A 23,881-nucleotide genomic window follows, 5' to 3' on the forward strand; every position below is an offset into this window, starting at 1 on the left:
GTGCAAATGATGTTCAAAATCTATCGGAGTAGTTGGCTTAAACTACTAAGTTTTTCTTTGATTATTATTGGGGTCTTAGCTGTTGTGGGTATGACGACAAAAGATCTTGTGCAAAAAATTAATCTTGGTTTAGATTTAAAAGGTGGGTTTGAGCTTTTGTATGAGCCTCAATTAGAAGGCGGTAAGGTATTAGATACGAAAATGATGCAAGCTGCTGTTGATACGATGCGTAAAAGAGTCGATGTTTTGGGTGTGAGTGAACCTGAAATTAGCAGTGAAGGTAATCGTATTCGTGTTGCTTTAGCTGGTGTCAAAGATCAAAATGAGGCCCGTGAAATTATCGGTTCCCCATCATATATAACTTTTCGTGAAGAGGATCGTAAAACGGTTGTGATTAAAGGTGAAGACCTTGATGAAGGTGCGTCTCAGATTACCCAAGATGGTAATGGTTTGCCAGCTATTTCTTTAAAAATGAAAGATCCAAAGAAATTAGAAGATGTTACGACAAGATTACTTAGAAAACCAATGGTTATTTTTTTGGATGAAACCGAACTTAGTGCGCCAATTATTAACGATGTTATTCGTAACGGTAGTGCAATTATTTCCGGTAATTTTACGAAAAAAGAAGCTCGTGAATTAAGTAACCGATTAAATGCGGGCTCTATGCCTTTTAAGTTGAAAGAGGTGCAAAGCTCTGCTGTTGATGCAAGTTTAGGTGCTGATTCTTTAAAAGAAAGTGCTTTAGCGGGTATATATGCTATTTTAGCTATCTTTATATTTATGATTGGTTACTACCGTTTGCCTGGATTTATTGCTGTTATTGCCTTAATCGCTTATTCCTATCTTGTGCTCTTTACTTTTAGTTTGCTCCAAGTTACCTTAACTCTCCCAGGAATTGCCGCTTATATTCTCGGTATTGGGATTGCTGTTGATGCCAATATCATTATGAGTGAACGGGTGAAAGAAGAAATTAGACTGGGTAAGTCGATTGCTTTGGCCACGAGAGCTGGTTCAAAACGTTCATTTTTAACTATTTTGGATGCTCATATAACGACCCTTATTGCTGGTGGTGCGCTCTTTTTTATGGGTAAGGGTTCGATTAAGGGTTTCTCGGTTGCGCTTATCACTGGTATTCTAGTTAGTTTTTTAACAGCTGTTGCTCTTTCGCGGATTATGATGACCTTGCTTATGCGTTCGCGCATTTCAATCAAACCAAGCTGGTTAGGTGTTAAACTTGATGAAATAAAGAGTATTTCATAGACGTGTATTTTTATATAAACTGTTTATCTCTAAGCCTTAACTTGATTTGATCGAAGGGAGAAGTTCTTTTGTCATATAAGTTTGATTTTGTAAATAAACGCAAATATTATTTTATTATTTTTATGATCATTGCTATCCTTTCCGCGGCTTCGCTTTTAACTAAAGGATTAAACTTGAGTATCGATTTTAAAGGCGGTACAAGGTTAGATATTGATACACCGAAATCGGTAGAGTTAACCCATGTGAATACTTTACTTAAAGATATGGGATATGAAAACTTTAATTTACTTAAATCAGGTGGTAAAGAGGGCAATCGTGTTACGATCAGAATCAATAAAGCATTGGATAAAGAGGATGTTAACAAAATTAAAGTAGCATACGATAATGCGTTTCAGCAGCAATCGATGATCAATGAAAGTAAAGTAGATCCGATTGTAGGACAAGAAATCGCTTTCACAGCGTTAAAGGCGATTTTAATTGCTTCGCTCGGGATTATCTTATACGTGACCATCCGTTTTGAATATCGCTTTGCTATCTCAGCTATTTTATCCCTTATATATAATGCTTTTTTTACGACAAGTGTTTTTTCCTTTTTTAACATCGAAGTTGACTTGTTATTTATCACAGCTATTTTGACCATCATTGGTTACGATGTAAACGATACCATTGTTATCTTTGACCGTATCCGTGAAAACTTAAAACGTTGTCCGCCTCGTACATGGTTTGATCTTTCGAATTTGGTCAATGAAAGTATTAATCAGACTCTAATTAGGTCAATCAATACGGTTTTAACAGTTGTTTTCGCGGCCGTAGCTTTACTTATCTTTGGTAGCAAGAGTATTCATGATTTTTCACTTTCCTTACTTATTGGTTTATTAACAGGTACATTTACATCTATTTTCTTAGCTAGCCAAGTTTGGGTAGGTTGGAAGTGGCATCATATGAAAAAACAGGCACAATATTTAAAAAAAGGATCATTAGGAGTGAAATGATAAGGTGTTGTGTTCTAAATACAATTGGATTTTAGCTCAAACAGGTAATATTTCTCAAGCACATCTTTGGTCTAAAGAACTAAATATTACAGTTTTAGCTGCTAAAATGTTAATACAAAGAGGTTGTTTGACGCTTGAACAAGCTAAAAAATGGTTAAATCCCTGCATAAGCGATTTGCATGATCCCTTTTCTATGAAAGATATGTCTAAGGCTGTTCAACGGATTAAAAAAGCCGTTGAACAGCATGAAAAGGTGCTAATTTATGGGGATTATGATGTGGATGGTATATCAAGTACAGCAATTTTATATTTAACCCTAAAGGAACTAGGTTTAACCTATGTATCTACTTATTTACCCCATCGGTTACAACAAGGATATGGTTTAAAAGAAGATCCTTTACATTCATTTATCGCTGACGGTGTATCGCTCATCATCACAGTTGACAACGGTATAGCTGCTGTAGAGACAGCTAACTTTATAGCAGCTTTAGGTGTTGACTTGATTATTACAGACCACCATCAATGTCCTGAAATATTACCCAAGGCATACGCTATCTTGAATCCACGACAACCGTTATGTACATATAAAGATAAAGAACTTTGTGGCGCAGGAGTTGTTTTTAAATTAGCAACCGCGCTCAAAAATAGTGTCCCAATGTCATTAATTTATTTAGCTGCCCTAGGTACAATTGCTGATGTTGTACCATTACGGGGTGAAAATAGGATACTGGTTAAACATGGATTGCCGCTTCTCAAAAGTCACATAGGGATAAATGCGCTTTTAGAAGATTCATTTAGAAATGATCCTAAAGTATCAGCCGAACAAGTTGCTTTTCAACTGGCCCCTCGGTTAAATGCCGCCGGACGTTTAGCTCATTCCTCTACAGCTTTAGAACTTTTATTAACAAATGACCGAGGAAAGTCTTATGCACTTGCAGCAGAACTAAACCTTCTAAATCATAAACGTAAAGAATATGTAAACATTGGTTTTGATGAAGCTATGGAAGCATCGTTTGATCCAAACAACGGTATTGTTGTTGCCAGTCCAAATTTTCATTTTGGTGTTGTTGGTATCATTGCTTCGCGATTAGTCGAAAAATATTTTTGTCCTGCGATTGTGCTAACCATTGAAGATGGTATCGCTAAAGGATCAGCGCGTAGCATTGATGGTTTTAATTTATACCAAGCTTTATCACCAAAAGATAAGGAGCAAGACTTTTTTATCAATTTTGGGGGGCATCAAAAAGCAGCAGGCATGACCTTGCATATGGAAAATTTACCCCAACTAAAGCAAAAATTAGCTGATGCTTTTAACTTTGCGAAAGAACATCTACCTACAAAACCAGTATTACAAGTAGATGATATTGTTTCATTAAAAGATTTAAACAAGAAATTTTGGGATGATTTACAATCTTTAGCTCCATACGGTGAAGGTAACCCTCAACCAAAGTTTATTATTCAAAATACCTCTTTAGATGAATATAAATTAATGGGTAACGAAAATCAGCATGCACGCTTAACACTTAGTCAAAATGACAAAAACAAAAAAGCCATTTTCTTCAATTTTGACAATAGAAGCCATGAAATTTCCGAAGATGCGGATATAAATATTTTGGCACACTGGACACGTAATTTTTATTTACGTAGTGCTAGTTATCAACTAAACATCTTAGATATAGCGATTAACCATCTACAAGTATTTTTTATAAATAAGCAAATAAAAAAAGCGTTCAATGCTCAAAAAAATAAATTAATTATTTATTCTACGAGAAGAAATACCCCAAATACCACTTATTGGAATGATCCAGAACTAGAAATGCATATAAACAAAGCACATTGGATCTTGCTCATATCACCTCCACCTACTTATCGACTTTGGCAAATGCTATTCAAAACAGCTAAAGACCTTGAACGTATATATTTAAGATTTAATAAGATGATCATAGAAGGTCGTATATTTAACAATCAACGTGATATTTTAAAAAGTATCTATGGATTAATACCAATAGACAAACGACCTGGTAGAAACAGCATATTTAACAAAGAATTGATTGAAGTATGATATGATCTCTGCATAATAAATTCACTTTGAACTTTCTATTTAACCAACTTCTTTTTCAATTTGCAATTATGTATAATATATTTATTTTAAAAAAATCAAAATATCCATTTTATAGATATTAATAAAAAACGTTATTTAATTTAACTTAAATAAATGAGCAAACTATAAACACACTAAGATCTTAGTATTAGTGTGTGTTTTACTTATTATAAAAATTAAAAAATCGAAATTAAAAAAATATATCTATACCAGCTTTTTCTATAAATATACTTTATATATATTTTTTATCAAAATAACAGTTTTTTTAAATTAGATCAAATTAAGTTCATAAATAATATTTTTAAATGAAAACTAATTTTATATATTGTATTTTTGTTTAATCAAAATGAAATTTATATTCAATATTATTCTTGATTAAAACTTATTTGTTATTATTAACTTCATTAAGAAGCATATTAATCGATTCAAATGAGCTACTATATTTGACTTGTCCAGAAATGTTAAATATCCCATTAGTTATGGGTTAATTCGAACCCTAAAATAGCCGTTTTTATAAGCTTTTAGTGTTTTCCATTAGGTTTTTAAACTCCCTTTTAAATGGGTTTCTGGACAAGTCCATTGGATTTTTTCAACTTATATATTTTTAAAATAGTCATAATTCAATATAAACAAGGTTTGATTTTTTATAAGTAATTAAGTAACTTATAAATTTATAGTCACATCTTTATTATTAAAAGAATATATTTGACAATAGAGATAATACACAAAGAGGTGCATGATAATCAATTACTATTTAGAACATATTTTTGGCACACACAGTTTGGTTATGGATTGCGTTTATAATTTTTGTTATTCTAATTTTGATTTTCTTCTTATTTAGTCATCATCATGTTACCCATAGACCATCCCTGCTCATCTGTTGAAGATGAACACATATAAAAAATATTCAAACATAATAAAAAGCATGAAACTCATAATATAATGTACTTAATAAGACAAATGAAAAACTAATAAATAAGCTTTGAAATATAATATAAGATGCTATTAAAATTTCCTATATTCACAAATAATAAAAAACAAATTAATTTTTCTCTTTTATTTATGAATCACGTAAAATATATATGATTTATTCATTTATATAAATTTTTAGTTTATAATTTATATTATTTAATTTTAAAAAAATAACATATAAATATAATTATTCAAATAAATAACAATATAATTAATTTTATGATATTGATTTTATTTTTACTATCGTGTCATGACCTCTATACAGTATGATAAATGGACTTTTGTCTAAACATTAAATATAAGTTAAAAATATAGATTTAAAAGATTATTATTTTTAAATATCGCAATTTATCCATTATATATATTGTGAATTTATATCTATATATTATATTTTTATATCTATTCTTAATATATAAATGGGTTTTATATATTAAGAATAGATATAAAAATTTTTAGAAATAAAATTCAATAAAAAAACCCCTTAAAAAACACATTATTTATTTTTTTAGTGTATTCAAAGATTTTATGTTATCTGTTTACATTAGATAATAATAGGACCTTATCCTGATTTTTGTAAATAAAAGCTTTTACTTTAATTAGAATATATATCTTTACCTTTCTGGACAAGTCCCCATATATTATAATTAAAGACAACCCGAATACGCCTGCAAATACATACTATTAGCTTGTCCAAAAACCTATGTAACGGCGAGTTGCAAAATCTAACATAAAACACTAAAAGCTTATAATAACGGCTGTTTTGGGGTTCGAAATATCCCATGAATAATGGGATATTTAACATTTCTGGACAAGTACCATATTTGTAATATGATTTAAAGCTGGATTTTTAAAATGGAGTGATAACTTCCATTGTTTAAAACATTTGATCAAACTTTCTTTTTGTGGTAAATTATTTGTATTAGACATCCTTTTTCTCCTTCGTGTATTTTGTGTTGGATACTTACACAGATGGTAAAGGCATGTCTATTTTTATACCTATTTTCCTTCTTAAAATCAAATTTGTAATACTATTAATAAATAATCTAATAAGAGGTGATAAGTATGCCACCATTCTTAATAATAAGCACGCTTCTAATTGCTTTAAATATAGCTTTAGGAGCTTTCGGTCAACATTTGCTTAAAGATCGCTTGTCAGAAACCATGATGTCTAGTTGGGATACAGGAAATACTTATCATATGATTCAAGGTCTGGGCCTTTTAGCTATTTCAGCTTTTTTATACAATAACTATGATAAGTTTAATTTTATGATCCCGGGTACTTATATTTCTTTAATAGGAACGTTGTTATTCTCAGGTAGTTTGTACATATATGCTTTAACAAATTTTCGTCTTTTAGTTTTTGTCACACCAATAGGGGGTGTTTTAATGATTATTGGATGGGTTTGGATTGCTATAGGTTCATATCGAAATTTATAAGCTTATCCAAAAGCCCATTTTAAAGAGCGATTAAGAACCTAATTAAATTCATCAAAAGATTATGGTAATAGCTATTTTTGTGTTTAAATTCCATCGTTACTAAATTGCTGAGCTTGTCTGAAAACCATATGTGAAAGCAAGTTGCAAAACCTCGAGTTTGTCCAAAAACCCACGTAAAAGATAGTTGTAAAACCTAATCGAAAACAATAAAATCTGATAATAACGGCTATTTAAAGGTTTAAACTACCCCCTTAATAATTTCTTTCTTAACGAATCTTATAAACAAACAATGTGTAGATTTTATGAAAATAAATGTAAAATTAATAGATATTGTTTGAAAATTTAATAGACATTCTTTTATCCTTTATGTAAAATAAAATTTTTACAAACAAATACAATAGGGGATAAAGGATGTCTATTTTTTTTTAAAATCTTAAAATACAATACATTGCATACTTTAGAAAAATAATAACATTTTATTATTTTTATTAATAATTTATATTTTTTGCATGTACAGTTATATAGGTTAAAAAATATATAAAATATATACTATTCACCTTGAATAATATTAAGATATATGTTTCTTATTGGATAAGTTCATTATATTTTCTGTATCTTTTATATATATATTATGAGCTTAGCAAAAAATATTTAAAAGCGAGTTTCAAGATCTAATAGAAAACACTAAAAGCTTATAGTAACGGCCATTTTTGGGTTTAAATTATCCTAGACTAATTGTGTATTTAATATTTATGAACAAGTCCTATATTAATATCAGAAAAATAATACTTTCCAGTTTAGGTAAATTTTGCTATAATCAACAAAGTAATTTCATAAGAATAAAAATTTAAAATCATACATATTAGTTTAAAATCAAGGTGATATCAAAATAATGTTTAATAATAGTAACATAAAATTATTATCAGCAGCTATATTACTCTCTGGACCTATTATAGTTAATACTGGACCTATTATGGAGAATACTAGTATAGCTAGTGAAAGCTATGTAGAGCGTACTTATGTACAGCGTACATTCAATTCTCATACTAATCTTAATTTTAATCAGCTGATAGCTAGGGTGTGGCAAATGGGAAAATTTTTTGATAAAATCCCGTATGACATTACAAAACTCCTGGCAAGTTATCATCCAGACTATTCACCTCCTAGTTGGTTTGGTTGGCTTAGCTCGACAAATCAAGGATTAACAACAGCCAACATAGTTCATTTATCCAGCTTGGTATTACAGTCTTTTGGACAAAAATGAAGGAAATGATAAAAAATTGGTGAAATAGCATTATTGGCTGAAGAACTTATAAGTATGGAGTGGCAGCATACTTTCTATAATATTTTTATTTTAAACAAAAAAACAAAATACATATTTTATAGATATTAATAAAAATTTTTAATTTAGTTTGATTTATATATAAAGTAGATAACTGTAAGCACACTAAGATTTTGGCATTAGTGTGTAATTTTTGCATTTTAATATTTATAAATATGAAAAATAAATTGCCCAGAAATAATAATATAGCCTATTATTAATTATGCAATTTAAACACAAAAATAGCCATTATCATATTTTTTAGGACATTTGATTAGGGTTTTAAGCTTTCTTTAGATTAGTTTTTGGCAAAGCTAAAAATATATTTTTATACATATACCATAAATATATTTTTTTATCCAAATAAACCATATTTTTAAATTAGATCAAATTATAAAATGAATTTTATGCTTAGTTCAGAAATCATGACTTATTAGTTTTAATTGGTAAATATTTATAACATTTTATATAAAAATTATTTTACATATTACGTTTTTGTTTATTTAAAATAAAATTGATATTTCATATTATTTAAAATAAAATTGATATTTCATATTATTTATATTATAATTAATTTTATATTATTTTAATATATTTATTATTTTTAAAAATAATATTAATGCCATCAAATTATATATATTAATAGGGGTTTTATAATGACATATATTAAAAAAATTTTATTTCTCTTAATTTCTACTACCAGCAGCTTTTATTTTTTAAGCAATTTATCAAATAGTCAATTATCATTAGCAGCAGAAAAATTTAATATAACAAGAGATGAAAGAGAGTCAGAAAAAACAATAGTAAACACAGAAAAAGAAGCAGTTGCCACATTAAGATCCAAAGAAGACATACTAATAAAAAAAGCGGCAAATTTCAGAAAAGAATCATTACAATTGTTGGAACAGGAATTGTATATATTAAGAGAAACTAAGAGATTGATAAAAAATGATATTATATATGGCAGGATTTCGACAAAATCGATAATATCAGATAGAATATCACGTCTAAAAAGATATATAGAATCATCTAGAATTTACTCAGAAAAAGCGTCATTAACAGAAACAGAAGCATTTAAAATATCAAAATTACTAATGGAAAGAGAAATTTCAGCATTAAAAATAGCACGAGAGGCAGCATCAAAAGCAGGAGAAAGAGAGGTTTTTGCGGCAAGATCAGTAGCTATAACAGCCAAAGTAACATCTGTAGAAAGAGAGATAGAAGCTGTAAGAAAAGAAGAAGCTGTAGAAGCAAGAGCTCAAGCCTTAGAATTAGCAAGAGGATCAGAAAAATCTTCATCCTCCAGGTTATTGGCCTCTAGAGTAGCTACAGAACAATTAGTCAAAGAAGTAGAGCTAAAAGAACAAATAGCTAGAGAGGCCGAATTAATAAACCCAGGTGAAGAAGAATATACCATATTTAAACCATATATAGGAAGAGAGACAATAATATTATCAAGAGAAGCATTAAAAAAAATATCGGAATTAAAAATAGAATTTGAACAATCAGAAAAATCAACTAAAGAATTACTTGGAAAAATAGAAATCGAATTATCAGAAGAAGTAACAAAGGCAGAGAGATTTGTAAATCACGAAAGAAGATTACAAGAATCAAAATCAAGATTAGCAACCGAATCATCCAAAGTATCATTTATGGATAAAGCAAAAGCAGTACGAGAAGCACAAGATGCGATAGCTAGATCAGAATCAGCAAAGGAATTTTTTAGAGCTAAATCAAAAGCAGAACGAGAAGCGAGAGATTCAGTAGCTAGATCAGAATTAGCAAAGGAATTTTTTAGAGCTAAAGCCAAAGTAGAACGAGAAGCGAGAGATTCAGTAGCTAGATCAGAATCATCTAAAGGACTTGTCCAGAAATATTAATATAGCCGATTAGTAATGGTGTAATTTAAACACAAAAATAGCTATTATCATAGCTTTTTGGTCATTAAATTAGGTTCTTAAACACTATTTAACATGGGTTATTGGACAAGCTCAAAGTACTACAGCCTAATTAAGGACTTGTCCAGAAATATTAATATATCCGATTAATAATGATTTAATTTAAACATAAAAATAGCTATTATCATAGGGGGTAAGGCATGCGATTAGGTTCTGAACACGGATTTTTGGACAAGCTTTAATATAAGACTACCTTATTTATAAAAAATTAATTTTTAAAATAAATAATAATAATGATTTCATCTAAGATCATATATGGGATTTTTTCAACTTTCCTATTTTTTAAAATAACCTATATTTGCCAAAAATAGAATATAAATTTTTATTTTTAAACATGAACTTAAAAAGTGTATTATAATCTAAGTTTTAATATTATTTGTTTATACAAAAGAGCTTTTTTATTTATAGAGTAATTTAGTAGCTTTATGAGTAATTACTATAAAAATAGAATTTATATATATGCACTATTTATATATGCACTATTTATATATGCACTATTTATATATGCACTATTATAATAAATTTAATTATATTTATTAATTTCTAAAAAACAAACCTAGATTTTTTAGGTTTTTTACCATTTCTTTTTTTTATTAAAAATTTACATTTTTTTGCTTTTTTTGCATGTACAGTATATATTGTTTTTTTGCAACTTTTATATTTTTTAAAATATCCATAATTGAATATCGACACATTTTTTATAAATCAATAATTACGAAAATAAATAACAAAATTTGTAGTAACACCTTTTATGATCACAGAATATATTGGACAATAGAGTTAATAAAAAGAGGTGCATGATAATAAATTACTATTTAGAACATATTTTTGGCACACACAGTTGGTTATGGATGGCGTTTATAATTTTGGTTATTCTAATTTTGTTTTTCTTCTTATTTAGTCATCACCACCATGGAAGTCATCATAATTTTAACCATAGGCCATCTCGCTCAATATGTTGAATATGAAAAAACACACAAAAAATGCAAAATTACAAAAAACATCAAATGGATAACATAAGGTACTTAATAAAATAATGAAAATACAATACACCAGTTTTTAATATGATATAAGATGCTACATCAATTGGTCTATTTTAATTAATAAACGATAATTTAATATTTAAAATTCATTAATTACAGAAAACATAAACAGTTACATTTATTGTCAATTCATTTTATTAAACTAAAAAAATATATAGATAAAAAACAAATAACCATCATCAAGAAAAAATAACCATTTAATTAATTTTATGATACTTATTTTATTGCAGCTATCATGTTATGACCTCTATAAAATATTATAAATATAAATTCATAAGATTCTTGCATTTCAAGATTATTTTATATTTATTTATATTAAGAATAACACAAACATGCCTTTTATTAAAAAAAGCTTGTTTGTGTATTTTTTATGTTAAAATTATGTCTTTTTTTATTTCTTAAAATATTAAAAATGGTATAACAAACCTCATGAGAAATAAATAACATTTGTAATTATATCAATTTATATTTATAAATAAAAAAATGATACCTTTGGAAATAAAAATATATTATTTATCTTTATTTATTATAGATTTATATATGAGCCTACAGCAATCCAAATCCAGCCAATCATCATTAAAATACCTCCGATTGGTGTTAAAAATACTAAACGACGAAAATTTGTTAAAGAATATATGTACAAACTACCAGAGAATAACATAGTTCCTATCAAAGAAATATAAGTACCAGGGATCATAAAATTAAACTTATCATAGTTATTGTATAAAAAAGCTGAAATAGCTAACAGTCCAAGACCTTGAATCATATGATAAGTATTTCCTGTATTCCAACGAAACATCATGGTTTCTGATAGGCGATCTTTAAGAACATGATGACCAAAAGCGCCTAAAGCTATATTTAAAGCAATCAGAATAGTGCTTAATATTAAAAAAGGGGGCATACTTATCACCTCGTATATATTATTTTTTAATTGTTGGTTGTTTTTTTTATTTTTTTTATTTTTATTATTTAAATTTTGATGATTTTAATAAACTATGTATTTAATAAACAATCATAAAAATATTATACAAGTTTATATAATCATAAATTATATAAAATGTCAATCCAAAAGCTATTTTTTAAAATATTTATTAATATATAAGATGATATATTATTTTATTTTAATATATAATATAAATCAATTACTAAATTTTTTATATATTATTTAAATTTTATTTTATCGTACAAACGTTTTTGGCAATATTGATATATATAATTAGTAAAGATACTTAGAATTTATTGCTATCTTTTTAATTTTATTTAAAAATATCAGTGTTTATATATTTTTATTATATACATTAATATCTTTAAATTTATTTTAAATAAATAGATGATAATTTTTCGATTTATTTATGATATGTTTTATTTCGAATGAAGATATTTTGGGGTTTATATATTTTCACACTATTTATGCAATTTAAATACAAAAGTAGCTATTATAGTATTTTTTAGTGTATTCGATTAGATTCTTAAACTCCCTTTACAGCGGTTTTTGGGACAAGCTCTACAAATTATATCGATGGATTCAATTATCCTAATTTAATTACACGCATTTTGTCTGAAATATAATTAATAGACATAATTTATATATACTAAGATATCAAATATATAATAATGATTTGATAAATCTAAATGATAGGAATAAATATTATTTAGATTTATATCTTGAAATATTTCAAGATATAAATACCATTATTAAAAGAATTAATAGGTAATGGTATATCGACAGGAAATGAAATAGGTTGCGTGTCGACAAAACCAAAAGAACCTGAACCAACTGAACTAAACGTGGGTCCTGTTGCACCAGTAATACCTTTTGCACCTGTGATACCATCAATACCAGTTGCACCAGTAATGCTAACACCGTATACTTATTTTTTCATAATTTTTTCTTGGGCTTACAAATAGAATGATTGCACAAATTTTTGGTATTAGTAAAAGCACGGTTAATAACATCATACAAAAGATACAAGGTATCGCCAAGAAAGTATTATCCAAAAGATATCCTACAAATCAGAGCCCATATTTTTCATCTCTCATATTTGGTTTGTTTACATTCGATTGTACTGAAGTGCGCATAGAAAGACCAAAAAAAGATAATAAAAAATATGAATCTGGAAGAAAAAAGTATCCAACAATGAAGTCTTTCCTTGCAATTTTTGCTGAAACAGCTTCTATTGGCTACACAAATTTCGCAGCTGGTAGTGTACATTATTTTAAGCTTTTTAAAGATTCGTACATTCCATGGTTATCTGAATATGCCACTTGAATCTCTGATTTAGTCTTTCAGGGCTTACAAAAGCTATTTCTATACCTGATTTTACCATATAAAAGAATTAAGTTAAAGACTGCACATGCAAAAAAAGCAAAAAAATGTAAATTATTAATAAAAATAATAAAATATGATTATATTTCCAAAGTTTACAATATATTATATTTTATTTTCCGATTTTACAAACAAAAATAGACATTCCTCTATCACCTGTGTAAAATATAAGTGTCCTAACAAAAACCAACAGGAGGATAAAGAATGTATATTAATTGTAGTTTAACAAATAAATCTCATTTGGTCAAATTTTTTCTTAAATTGGGGTTAATATCCCAATTTACTTCATCTGTTTTTAATCATATTTTACAGATTATTGATGGTATGTTGTCACAAAACTTTAACGGAACTTTGTCAGATATTCATAAAAAAAGCTTTTATAACAGGTGCCGACAAACGATAAGTAATATGATGATTAATTCAAAATGGGATGAAAAAACACTTAGTGACGCCACGGAAAATGTTGCTTATGAATAATTTATACATCAAGCTAAGATAAAAAACCTTACTTTCTGATAATTGACGATACAGTATGCGATAAGACAAAGCCGTCATCATCAGCTGAATAACCTATACAAGCATCGGGTTATCATTATTCTAATCTAGATAAAAGAAGTGTATATGGTCATTCTATTGTTCAAGCTATGTTACATACAGATGGTTTAAGCTATCCTATAGAAGTTAAACGTGCTAATAAAACAGAAATCAATAAAATGGATACTTCTTGCAATATCATATCTAGTGCGCCCGAGCCAGATAGTAAAGCATATGTTTGCGTAGATTCCTGGTATATTTCAAAAAAGATCATCGAAACAAGCTTAAAAAAGGATTTAATTTTATAGGTGCATTAAGAATCGATATTGTGATTTGTCCTTTAGGCATTAAAAATCAAATAAAATGTTTTTAAATTTTATAAAAAATACAGATAAAAAAAGTTTTTACCATTAAAAAACAAAAGTATAGTGTTTATAGATATGAAGGTAATCTTAATTTTATTGACAATGCGGTTGTCCTTATTTTTGTTAAGGAAGGTCAAGATATATCTAAAGCAAAAGCTTTTATTTGCACAGATATGGAGCTAAGTAATGAAGAAATTCTAAATTATTATTCTAAAAGATGGGAAATCGAAACCTATTTTAGAAAAGCTAAAAATTATCTTTCTTTGCAAGGATACCAAGTCATAGCCAGCAAAGCTTTAGATAGATACTTAATTTTACAAATGTTTGTAGCAATGTACTGTATACATACAGGTAATGTTAACCTCCTAAAGGAATTACGTAAATATCAGGCTAAAAAAGAAGCTACTCGAATATAAGATATGATTGATATATTCATTTCATACTCGGAAGAGATAATATCATATTTAGATATTCCTAAGCATATATCTGTGAAGTTTATTTTATCACGTGCCAAAAAAGGATTAAGAGCAGCACTAAGGTCCTACTGTTATCAATTTAAATAGGTAGCCTAAATATGCAAATACAATTAAAAAGGATAAATATGGTAAAAGCCTAAAAAGGCTAGGTTTGTTTTTTGGCCATTCATAAATATAATTAAATTTATTATAACAATACAAATATATAAATTCTCTTTTTAGAGTAATTTAGCATACTTATGCTTAATTACTCTAAAAATAAAAACGCTCTTTTGTATAAATAAATAATGTTCAAACTTAGATTACAATAAATTTTTCAAGTTAATTTTTGAAAATCAAAAATTATGGCCTATTTTTTTTGGCAAGTACAGTAAATACACCCTGCATTAAAGTTTAGGCATAAGTCCAACTTATCGATACCATATTTTTAAACAAAATCTAATTTTAAATAAGCTGGGTTCCTAATATTTCGTATGCTTGGATATTGGGTATTTTGTTGTATGAAGCACATGTGCGTGTTAAAATTATCCCATTCGTTTGAGGTTACTGGTGTATTTAGATGTTATATCTTTGTATTAATCAAAGCGGGGGATGACACATTCTTTATCGCAGGCCACGAGGTACAGCTGATATATTGCCAAAGGAAATGGTTAATTGGCATTTTTTAGAGAACTGCATTCGCCGTGTTTGTGAAAAATATTTTTTTTCTGAAATTAGGACCCCTTTTTTTGAAGATATTAATTTGTTTTCTCATGGCTTAGGTGATGCAACGGATATTGTAAATAAGGAAATGTATTGTGTAACCAATCAACATAACACAGGTAAACAAAAGCTTGTTTTAAGACCGGAAGGTACGGCTAGTGTTATTAGGGCTTTGATACAGCATAAAATTTATCAAGAAGCATTACCTATCCGTTTATATTATCTTGGGCCGATGTTTCGTTATGAAAACCCGCAGGCAGGTCGATATAGGCAGTTTCATCAATTTGGTGTTGAGGCTTTTGGGGAATCTGATCCATCTATTGATGTTGATATTCTTGCGCTTGGGTTTTCTTGTATTAAAGATTGGGGTTTGTCTAATGTTAAACTTTTGCTTAATACGGTTGGGGATTTAGAAAGCAGAGTTGCTTATAGGTGTCAGTTAGTTTCGTATCTTGAAAAATATCAAAATGATTTACCATCAATTGATAAACATCGACTTTTGCATAATCCATTGCGTATTTTAGACAGTAAAGAGCCGATAACACAAGATATTTTAACGGATTCACCTCAGATTATAGACTATTTAACCAAAGAGGCTAAACAATTTTGGGAAGATGTCTTGTTTCAATTAAATTCTTTGCATATATCTTATCAAATTACGCCTCGGCTTGTGCGAGGTTTAGACTATTATACACATACGGTTTTTGAATGGGTGATGGAGCCAGACGATAATCGTCGTACAGGTACACTCGGAGGAGGAGGACGTTATGATAACTTAGTCCAAAATTTAGGTGGGCCATCTTTAACAGGGATTGGTTTTGCTTTTGGTTTAGAGCGCATTTTATTGGCTCTTTCTGAGCTTGATAAGTTCGAACATCCTCCACAAGTACTTGTACTTGTTTGGCAAAAACAATTATATGGTATAGCAGCAAAGATGTTAGCTGATTTTCGTGAAGCTGGATTGGTTTGTGACCGATTATATGGTGCACGAACTTTAAGATCGCAACTTAAAACAGCTAACAAGCGTAAGGCTTTATACGTTATTATTTTAGGTGAAGAAGAATACGCAGAAGGTCATGTTTTAGTTCGTAATATGTCGTCTAAGCAACAGTATACGATGTCTTTCTTGGAAGTAATACCTCATTTAAAGCAAGAACTTTCCGTTGGAGTTTAAGTCATTTGTTGATATTTTTATATGATTTTAGTTTTATATTTTTATTATATTTTTTACGTTTATGGTTTTTTTGTTACATTTTTATTTTGTTTATTGTGAGTATTTTTTCAGGTTTTTTCTTGGAACAATTTCATGTTAAAAATTTATTTATTACTTAATTGCAGTGTAGAGAGAGAGGTGTTTTAGTATGACTGAAAGTAAATGGCAAAGAACAATCTTGATATCGGATACACCTGATAAATTGGGTTGTGAAGTTATTATCAATGGTTGGTTACATAGAAAACGTGATCTAGGTGGTTTGCTGTTCTTAGAAATACGTGATGCTTCGGGTATTGTTCAGGTGGTATTCCAAGCTGATCAAAAAGTTTTACAAGCTGAAGCGTCGCAGTTGCCCTTGGAAACGGTGGTTTCTATTAAAGGTTCGATTGTGAAACGCGAACCTGATACTGTACATAAAACATTATACACGGGTGCAATTGAGCTTAAGGCTTTTGATATGTATTGTTTTAACAAAGCTCAAATGTTGCCTTTTTCTGTTTCGGATGATGAATATGTTGATGAGAAAGTGCGTTTGCAATATCGTTATTTAGATCTAAGGCGTGATAAATGGCAGAAACGTTTACGTTTTCGTCATCAGATAACGCGTGTTATCCGTTCTATTTTAGATAAAAAGAATTTTTGTGAAGTTGAAACACCTATATTAACTAAAAGCACACCTGAAGGGGCGCGTGATTATTTAGTTCCCAGCAGAGTACATGGGGGTTCATTTTATGCTTTACCTCAATCTCCGCAATTATTTAAACAAATTTTGATGGTTGCCGGTTTAGAACGTTATTATCAATTTGCGCGTTGTTTCCGTGATGAAGATTTACGCGCTGATCGTCAACCAGAATTTACCCAACTTGATTTAGAGATGTCTTTTTCAAGTATACATATTTTACAGACACTTTTAGAAAAGATATTACTTTCTTGTCTGGAACAAACAGATCAACATATACCGAAAGCGCCTTTTTTACGCCTTACATACCGAGAGGCGATGGATAAGTATGGTACTGACAAACCAGACTTGCGTATTGCTTTGACAATAGAAGATATTTCTTCTGTTTTTAATGGTAGTAAAATTGCTATTTTTCAGCAAATGCAAAATGAAGACAGTAGTATCAGGGCGATTAAAATTCCTGGTCAGGCTTCGATCGGGCGTAAACAATTACAACTTTGGGAAGCAAAGGCTAAAATTTTAGGTGCGCAAGGCTTGATGTGGTTTGCTTTTTCCGGGGATAATGTTAAAGGTCCATTAGCTAATCGTTTAAGCGAGGCAGAGATAGTGCGTTTAAAAAGCACCTTATCGATTTGTGATGGGGATCTAATGGTTGCTTTGGCTGGTAAGACAGCAGATATTTTACCTATCTTGGGTGCTATGAGATTGGAAATTGCTAAAGTAGTTGATGATGTTAAGGTTAATAAAAATATACCGCTTTTTATCGTCAACTTTCCTATGTGGGAAAAAAATCCACTTACAGGGAAATTAGATTTTCTCCATCATCCTTTTACCAGTCCTGTATTAGAAGATATGGTTTATTGGGATACCGATCCTACACGCGTTCGTGCTGAAACATTTGATTTGGTACTTAATGGATGTGAATTAGGTAGTGGGGGTAAACGTATTCATGATGTTGAGTTGCAGAAGCGGGTATTTGCTAAATTAGGTTTTTCTGATCATGAAATGACAGAGCAATTCGGTTTTTTGATCAATGCTCTTTCGCATGGTGCGCCTCCCCATCTAGGATTTGGACTTGGTTTAGATCGGTTGATTTCTCTACTTACTGGGGAGGCTAATTTACGTGAGTGTATCGCTTTTCCCAAAACAGCATCCGGAACATGTCCTTTGACACAAGCACCATCTGTTGTTACAAAAGAACAACTAGATATTTTGCATCTTAAAGTACAAAATTAAGTTGAAAATAATTTAAATCACTTAAATTTATTTACATTATTCGTAGCAACTCTTAATTGGTGTATAAATAACAGTTTTTGTTTTTCGTGATAATACGATTGAAATATGAAAATACTTTTGATAAGATTAAACTGTGAAAGAAAGATCCGACCGTGTTTGTATTATCTCTAGGCATTTTGGAATCTAACATTGCTAGAACCTTCGGGAGCTTTATATGATTCGGCGTATTGTGGTGTCCCTTTCCTTTGGATGCGGGAATAACAAACACGTCGACTGCGAGCACCCACTTAATTGGCGCAGGTTCTAAATCCAGGATGTACGGCACGGTGGGATCTTTTGTTTGTTAATAATCGTAAATTAGTTTTATGATATATAATGTTTAGTTGTCATTAACTAATGTCAGCCGGAAAAGAAATAAAAAAGAAATAAAAAAGAAATAAATAATGAGATAATAGTGATTTAATAATCAAAATTATGCAAAGGAGGATAAAGATTGCGTATCGGTGTGGATTTAGATGGTACAGTGAAAAATACACATGAAACAGCTATTGATTTTCTTAATAAAGTTTACAATAAAAACATTTCTTTAAAGAATCTAAATGTTCCGGATGTTCCACATTTGTATGGTGTTGCTTACAAAGAATTTGGGCTCGATCCTAAAGGATTTCAGGAGATGTGGAAAAAGTGGGAAGCAAGTATATATAAAGCCACGAAGCCATTTGATCATGCTTCTTTTACTTTAAATGATTTGGCGAAGGAGCATGATATTTTTTTTGTAACGGCGCGACCTGATGTCGATAGTGTGCGTAAGGTAACAAAAGAGTGGTTACAGAAGTACGATTTCCCTTATAAAGAGGAAAACATGTACTTTGATTCACTTGTAAAGGGGGAATTAGCTCAAAAATTACAACTAGATGTTTTTTTTGAGGACGATCCTATTCATTTACAAAATTTATTTGATCATAGGATACCGACAATTATTTTTGATGCTTGTTATAATCATCATTTTACGCTACCGTTACAGCGTATGCGGCATTGGTCAGAAGCATATAATTTAATTGCAAAGGCATCTGCTCATTTTGGGAATCTTTTTCCTGAAAAGTGATTTTTTTTATTCGCCATTAATTAACATAAAATATATATAAATTCCATATAATTATTTTTTAGAACCAACCAAAAAACATAGGAATCTTCCCCCGCTTGAAGCGCTCTATTCGCATAAGATCTTGAGCAGGGGTTTTACCTGTATGGATTATTTGGATCATAATCAGGTGGGTATTGATTATAGTTATTTCTTGGTTGGCGAGGATTGTTTTGTTGTTGTCGTAAATGTTGGTGAGAAGATCTATTAGGTCTATTTTTATGAGTATAGTTAGGATTATAAAAACGAGCTTTAGGCACTTGATTATATGCTGGCGTTGCTGGTTGTGAAGGTAATTGTTGAGGATTTTGTTGTGGAGGCAATTGTTGAGGATTTTGTTGTGGAGGCAATTGTTGAGGATTTTGTTGAGGTGGCAATTGTTGAGGATTTTGTTGTGGAGGTAATTGTTGAGGATTTTGTTGTGGAGGCAATTGTTGAGGATTTTGTTGAGGTGGCAATTGTTGAGGATTTTGTTGTGGAGGTAATTGTTGAGGATTTTGTTGTGGAGGTAATTGTTGAGGATTTTGTTGTGGAGGTAATTGTTGAGTTTGTATGCGTGATAAATGTGCTTGTATAATACCGGGCAATTGACCTATTTGTTGTCTTAGATGGTAATTTTCTTCTTTTAATTGGTGCGTTTCTTGTAACAATTGATGTAGCATTTGCAACATCTGTTTTGTTTCATTATTTGTTTCTTGTGATACTTTATCTTGGTCTTTATCTTGTTTTTTCTTTTCTCGTTCAAAATCGATATAATCTTTTATTACAAGATCTAAAAAGTCATTAACTTCATTTACATCATAACCTCTTAGGCCTACTTTGAAATCTTTGTTATGGATATCTTGAGCTGATAAGCGCTTTGAGATATTTAATCCCTCCTTAACAAGGAGAAGGTATCTATCTTGTCTATCGGATTTTTATTTCGTTGATTATTATTTATCTTTATTTTTTATTAACGCTTATTTTTTAATATTAATTTATACTTAATTTTTGTGTTAGAGCATAGAGGGGAAGATCTAAGGTTGCCGACGCCGAGTATGGAAGATTACCTGGAGTATATTTTTAAATTAATTGATAGCAAGGGATATGCTCGTGTTTCTGATATTGCTGAAGTTCTGTCTGTCCATCCTTCTTCTGTTACCAAAATGGTGCAGAAATTGGCTAAAAATGGTTACCTTTCTTATGAAAAATATAGAGGTTTGATTTTGACAGACAAAGGTAACGAAATTGCTGAGAGATTAGTTTGGCGGCATGCTTTGTTAGAACGATTTTTGCAAATGATAGGTGTTCCTAAAGAAATTATTCATCAAGAAGTTGAAGGTATGGAGCATCATTTAAGTTGGCCAACCTTACAACAAATTGAACTTTTAATTACTTACTTAAAAGATCGTCAAGATTGGCCGCCTAAAATTGACCATGCGCCATAAGTTATTTTCGTTAGGCTATCCTAAGTGATAGCTGTTAATACATATTTTAGAGTTGGTTTTTACCCCAGTGTTTTATTTTTTTCTTTAGGAGGAGTTAAATGACTTGTGCAGATGCTGTTTTTGAGGGTGGTGGTGTAAAAGTAATTGGTTTGGTAGGTGCTTTATCGGTAGCGGAACGTAGAGGTTATGTTTTTCGTCGTTTAGCGGGTACTTCGGCAGGAGCTATTTTAGCATCACTCTTAGCTGCGGGTTACAAAACACATGAATTACATGATATCATGATGTCAAAAGATTTTTCTGCTTTTTTACCACCTGCTTGGTATGATAAATTATCTATTTTTGGTTGCCGTTTAGGTCGTTTCTTGCGGTTTTGTTTTTATAATGGTCTTTATCGGTCTGCTTATCTAGAAACATGGATAGAAAATCTATTGTTTGCTAAAGGAGTTCGTTTTTTCTCTGATTTACCATCTCATATATCATTATCGATAATTGCTTCCGATATAACTAGGGGTAAGTTATTGGTTTTACCTAAAGATTTAATTGAATATGGTCTCAAACCACATGAAATGAGCATAGCTAGAGCTGTGCGGATGAGTTGTAATATTCCATTTTTATTTGATCCTGTATCTTTGAAACATAAACCGACAAACACTACAAGTTATATCGTGGATGGTGGTTTATTAAGTAATTTTCCGATCTGGTTGTTTGATCGCCATCCGCCTCGTTGGCCTACCTTTGGCTTTCGTATTATGTCATCCTCAAAAGACCCAGTTAGTGTTTCTGATAGTCCACTATCTTTCCTTCGTTCTGTAGTTTACACAATGATTAATGCACATGATTACTACTTTGCGCTCCAACAGGAACAACTTCGAACGATTGAGGTCCCTAGTTTAAATATTAAGGTTACTGATTTTGATTTATCCCGTTCGAGTAAAAATGAACTATATTTAGCTGGGGTAGATGCTGCAGAAAGTTTTTTTAAAAGTTGGAATTTTTTGAATTATGTGTCTATTAGAAACCAAACCAAATCTGCCCATAAATCATCCAAAGATAAGTTACGTTTAAACGTAAATAATTAAAAGAGCTTTTGGCGATCAGCTCTTTTAATTATTTACTGAATCAACTTAACTCATTTACCTTTTTTGCATCGCATGTTTTTTGGTCTAACTCTTGCAAACGCTTAAACGCTGCAATGGCTACTTCTACATGTTCGTTTTTCGGTTCGCGGGTTGTTAATTTTTGTAACCATAAACCAGGATAACCAAGATATTTTAGAATAGGTACTTTACGTACCATATTGGTGAGATGAAGTGCTTCAAAAGAAAGGCCTATGACCGTAGGTATTAGCCAAATGCGCGTTATAATGCGGTCCCATATATTATCGTAACTGAAAAAAGAATAAACGATAATACCAACCAGAATCGTAAAAATAATAAAACTACTACCACAGCGATAGTGTAGAGTTGAATGACGTTGTACGTTTGTTACATTTAATTCATCCCCAGCCTCATACGCGCTTATAACCTTATGTTCTGCACCATGATATTGTAATAAGCGTTTCATCAGAGGTGTTCGCGTCACGGTAATAAAAATTATTAATAGCATTAGGACTTTTATGCCGCCTTCAATGAAATTTTGTGCGATATTATTCTTTACAATATCATCGAAAAAATAGCTTGATAAAGCGGCTGGTACAGATGAGAAAATAATTTTGGAAATAATAAAACCAGCTATATTTACAATGATAATTATTCCCCACATCCACCAATCCAGATCAGAAAAGATAGATGCTTTTTCTTCATCCCGCTGGCTTTTTTTAGCTGCTAGGATACTTTTTTCATCCATTGGTTCACTCGATGACAGTTTTTCATCCGACGCGTCTTGGTATTTGTCATTGTAATATACTTCTTTAGCAAACATCATATGTTTAATATTATCTATACTCGTATAAAATATGGCGCATACACCTCGTATTAAAGGTATCTTACTTATATACTGGCGTAAAACAGATTTCTTCTTTTCCACCTCATACATATCAATTTCGCCATTTTTGCGCCGTACGGCTGTCACTTGATTATGTTGACTACCTAACATGACTCCCTCGGTAACTGCTAAACCGCCATATGTTGCTTTTTTAGCCAAAGAATTCACCACCTTTATTTATAAAAAAGAAATTATAAATATATTTTTTATAAGTCAAACTATAAAGATTTAATTTTAACATAATTTGTTTATATTACCTATTTATCTTATAGAATTAGAGTAATCTAAAAGCAAAAAGTTAGTATTTATATTACAAATTATACACTTAAAAAGCCAGCTTGTAATTTGTAAACTTTAGAGATAAAAAATATAATATTTAATATTAGATTTTGCTTTTAATAATTTACGAGGTCTCTCACTTTATGATAACACAAATATCAAGAGACAAATTTACATATGGTCAATATATATGACGACTGTTACTTAGTATATCGTTTTAATATTAATTAGACATTTGGATATAACAGAAAAAGATAATATGCTGTATAAAAGATATCTTAGTAACTTTATGTGCATTTAAAATTTCTATTTGTGATTGTTAAAAAATTATTTAAAGGAATTTCTTAAAAAGTGTAAATGGCTAAAAAAGCATCAAAGTAATTAAAATTGTTCAAAAGCATGTGTATTTAAACCTTGCTTTGCATTGTATTGTATG

Annotated in this window: 21 protein-coding genes, 1 other RNA gene and 1 pseudogene; 18 read left to right on the top strand and 5 right to left on the bottom strand. The window is 30.0% G+C overall.

Annotated elements, in window-relative coordinates; genetic code table 11:
- The first annotated feature begins 6 nt into the window (after window positions 1-6).
- The 3 genes from secD (at window position 7) to recJ (ending at window position 4,314) form a co-directional block, all read left to right on the top strand.
- The gene (gene secD / locus VS182_RS04475) at window positions 7-1,260 is read left to right on the top strand and encodes a protein translocase subunit SecD (RefSeq protein ID WP_479489045.1); all 1,254 of its coding nucleotides are present in this window, start codon (window positions 7-9) and stop codon (window positions 1,258-1,260) included.
- A gap of 68 nt (window positions 1,261-1,328) precedes the next feature.
- Window positions 1,329-2,252, top strand: coding sequence for a protein translocase subunit SecF (secF, locus tag VS182_RS04480; protein ID WP_479483986.1), 924 nt, complete (start codon window positions 1,329-1,331; stop codon window positions 2,250-2,252).
- A 4-nt stretch (window positions 2,253-2,256) separates the two neighbouring features.
- Window positions 2,257-4,314, top strand: coding sequence for a single-stranded-DNA-specific exonuclease RecJ (recJ, locus tag VS182_RS04485; protein ID WP_479492348.1), 2,058 nt, complete (start codon window positions 2,257-2,259; stop codon window positions 4,312-4,314).
- A 1,806-nt stretch (window positions 4,315-6,120) separates the two neighbouring features.
- On the opposite strand, the gene VS182_RS04490 is transcribed toward recJ, so the two are convergent.
- Window positions 6,121-6,252 (bottom strand): hypothetical protein, encoded by a 132-nt coding sequence (locus tag VS182_RS04490; RefSeq protein ID WP_479483988.1) that lies wholly within the window; start codon window positions 6,250-6,252, stop codon window positions 6,121-6,123.
- Window positions 6,253-6,387: 135 nt separating this feature from the next.
- Here VS182_RS04490 and VS182_RS04495 point away from each other — a divergent pair, with 135 nt between their 5' ends.
- From VS182_RS04495 to VS182_RS04505, 3 genes are all read left to right on the top strand, one after another.
- Window positions 6,388-6,762 carry a DUF423 domain-containing protein gene (locus tag VS182_RS04495; protein ID WP_479492349.1) on the top strand — a complete coding sequence of 125 codons (375 nt, stop codon included), beginning with the start codon at window positions 6,388-6,390 and terminating at the stop codon, window positions 6,760-6,762.
- Between the two features lie 892 nt (window positions 6,763-7,654).
- Complete coding sequence (locus VS182_RS04500; protein WP_479492350.1) at window positions 7,655-8,026, top strand: hypothetical protein; 372 nt, start codon at window positions 7,655-7,657, stop codon at window positions 8,024-8,026.
- 713 nt (window positions 8,027-8,739) lie between these two features.
- Window positions 8,740-9,963 (top strand): hypothetical protein, encoded by a 1,224-nt coding sequence (locus VS182_RS04505; RefSeq protein ID WP_479492351.1) that lies wholly within the window; start codon window positions 8,740-8,742, stop codon window positions 9,961-9,963.
- Window positions 9,964-11,610: 1,647 nt separating this feature from the next.
- Here the strand turns inward: VS182_RS04505 and VS182_RS04510 are convergent.
- The gene (locus VS182_RS04510) at window positions 11,611-11,985 is read right to left on the bottom strand and encodes a DUF423 domain-containing protein (protein ID WP_479483992.1); all 375 of its coding nucleotides are present in this window, start codon (window positions 11,983-11,985) and stop codon (window positions 11,611-11,613) included.
- 845 nt (window positions 11,986-12,830) lie between these two features.
- Here VS182_RS04510 and VS182_RS04515 point away from each other — a divergent pair.
- The 10 genes from VS182_RS04515 (at window position 12,831) to VS182_RS04560 (ending at window position 19,720) form a co-directional block, all read left to right on the top strand.
- Window positions 12,831-12,992 carry a hypothetical protein gene (locus VS182_RS04515; protein WP_479488954.1) on the top strand — a complete coding sequence of 54 codons (162 nt, stop codon included), beginning with the start codon at window positions 12,831-12,833 and terminating at the stop codon, window positions 12,990-12,992.
- Window position 12,993: 1 nt separating this feature from the next.
- Complete coding sequence (locus tag VS182_RS04520) at window positions 12,994-13,353, top strand: helix-turn-helix domain-containing protein (RefSeq protein WP_479483994.1); 360 nt, start codon at window positions 12,994-12,996, stop codon at window positions 13,351-13,353.
- 261 nt (window positions 13,354-13,614) lie between these two features.
- Entirely contained in the window at window positions 13,615-13,887 is a 273-nt protein-coding gene (locus VS182_RS04525; protein WP_479483995.1) for a hypothetical protein, read from the top strand.
- A gap of 167 nt (window positions 13,888-14,054) precedes the next feature.
- Entirely contained in the window at window positions 14,055-14,252 is a 198-nt protein-coding gene (locus tag VS182_RS04530) for a hypothetical protein (RefSeq protein WP_479483918.1), read from the top strand.
- 197 nt (window positions 14,253-14,449) lie between these two features.
- Window positions 14,450-14,725 (top strand): transposase, encoded by a 276-nt coding sequence (locus tag VS182_RS04535; RefSeq protein WP_479492791.1) that lies wholly within the window; start codon window positions 14,450-14,452, stop codon window positions 14,723-14,725.
- A 3-nt stretch (window positions 14,726-14,728) separates the two neighbouring features.
- Window positions 14,729-14,872 carry a hypothetical protein gene (locus tag VS182_RS04540; RefSeq protein WP_479488653.1) on the top strand — a complete coding sequence of 48 codons (144 nt, stop codon included), beginning with the start codon at window positions 14,729-14,731 and terminating at the stop codon, window positions 14,870-14,872.
- A 547-nt stretch (window positions 14,873-15,419) separates the two neighbouring features.
- Window positions 15,420-16,661, top strand: a complete 1,242-nt coding sequence (gene hisS, locus VS182_RS04545; protein WP_479492352.1) for a histidine--tRNA ligase — start codon at window positions 15,420-15,422, stop codon at window positions 16,659-16,661.
- Between the two features lie 187 nt (window positions 16,662-16,848).
- Window positions 16,849-18,615: an aspartate--tRNA ligase gene (aspS, locus tag VS182_RS04550; protein WP_479483997.1), complete on the top strand. Its 1,767-nt coding sequence runs from the start codon at window positions 16,849-16,851 to the stop codon at window positions 18,613-18,615.
- Between the two features lie 141 nt (window positions 18,616-18,756).
- A non-coding RNA gene (ssrS, locus tag VS182_RS04555) (6S RNA) lies at window positions 18,757-18,952 on the top strand.
- A gap of 156 nt (window positions 18,953-19,108) precedes the next feature.
- Window positions 19,109-19,720, top strand: coding sequence for a 5' nucleotidase, NT5C type (locus VS182_RS04560; protein ID WP_479483998.1), 612 nt, complete (start codon window positions 19,109-19,111; stop codon window positions 19,718-19,720).
- A 134-nt stretch (window positions 19,721-19,854) separates the two neighbouring features.
- Here the strand turns inward: VS182_RS04560 and VS182_RS04565 are convergent, their stop codons facing one another.
- Together VS182_RS04565 and VS182_RS04570 are read right to left on the bottom strand one after the other, a co-directional pair.
- Complete coding sequence (locus VS182_RS04565) at window positions 19,855-20,418, bottom strand: hypothetical protein (RefSeq protein ID WP_479492353.1); 564 nt, start codon at window positions 20,416-20,418, stop codon at window positions 19,855-19,857.
- 48 nt (window positions 20,419-20,466) lie between these two features.
- Window positions 20,467-20,622, bottom strand: a pseudogene (locus tag VS182_RS04570) (DivIVA domain-containing protein); the annotation flags it as partial.
- Between the two features lie 156 nt (window positions 20,623-20,778).
- Between VS182_RS04570 and mntR the strand changes: the two are divergent.
- Window positions 20,779-21,183, top strand: a complete 405-nt coding sequence (gene mntR, locus VS182_RS04575; RefSeq protein ID WP_479483999.1) for a transcriptional regulator MntR — start codon at window positions 20,779-20,781, stop codon at window positions 21,181-21,183.
- Window positions 21,184-21,281: 98 nt separating this feature from the next.
- Window positions 21,282-22,262: a patatin-like phospholipase family protein gene (locus VS182_RS04580; protein WP_479484000.1), complete on the top strand. Its 981-nt coding sequence runs from the start codon at window positions 21,282-21,284 to the stop codon at window positions 22,260-22,262.
- Window positions 22,263-22,302: 40 nt separating this feature from the next.
- Here the strand turns inward: VS182_RS04580 and VS182_RS04585 are convergent, their stop codons facing one another.
- Window positions 22,303-23,325 carry a DUF1385 domain-containing protein gene (locus VS182_RS04585; RefSeq protein ID WP_479484001.1) on the bottom strand — a complete coding sequence of 341 codons (1,023 nt, stop codon included), beginning with the start codon at window positions 23,323-23,325 and terminating at the stop codon, window positions 22,303-22,305.
- Between the last annotated feature and the right edge of the window lie 556 nt (window positions 23,326-23,881).

Source organism: Pasteuria ramosa (assembly GCF_056496785.1).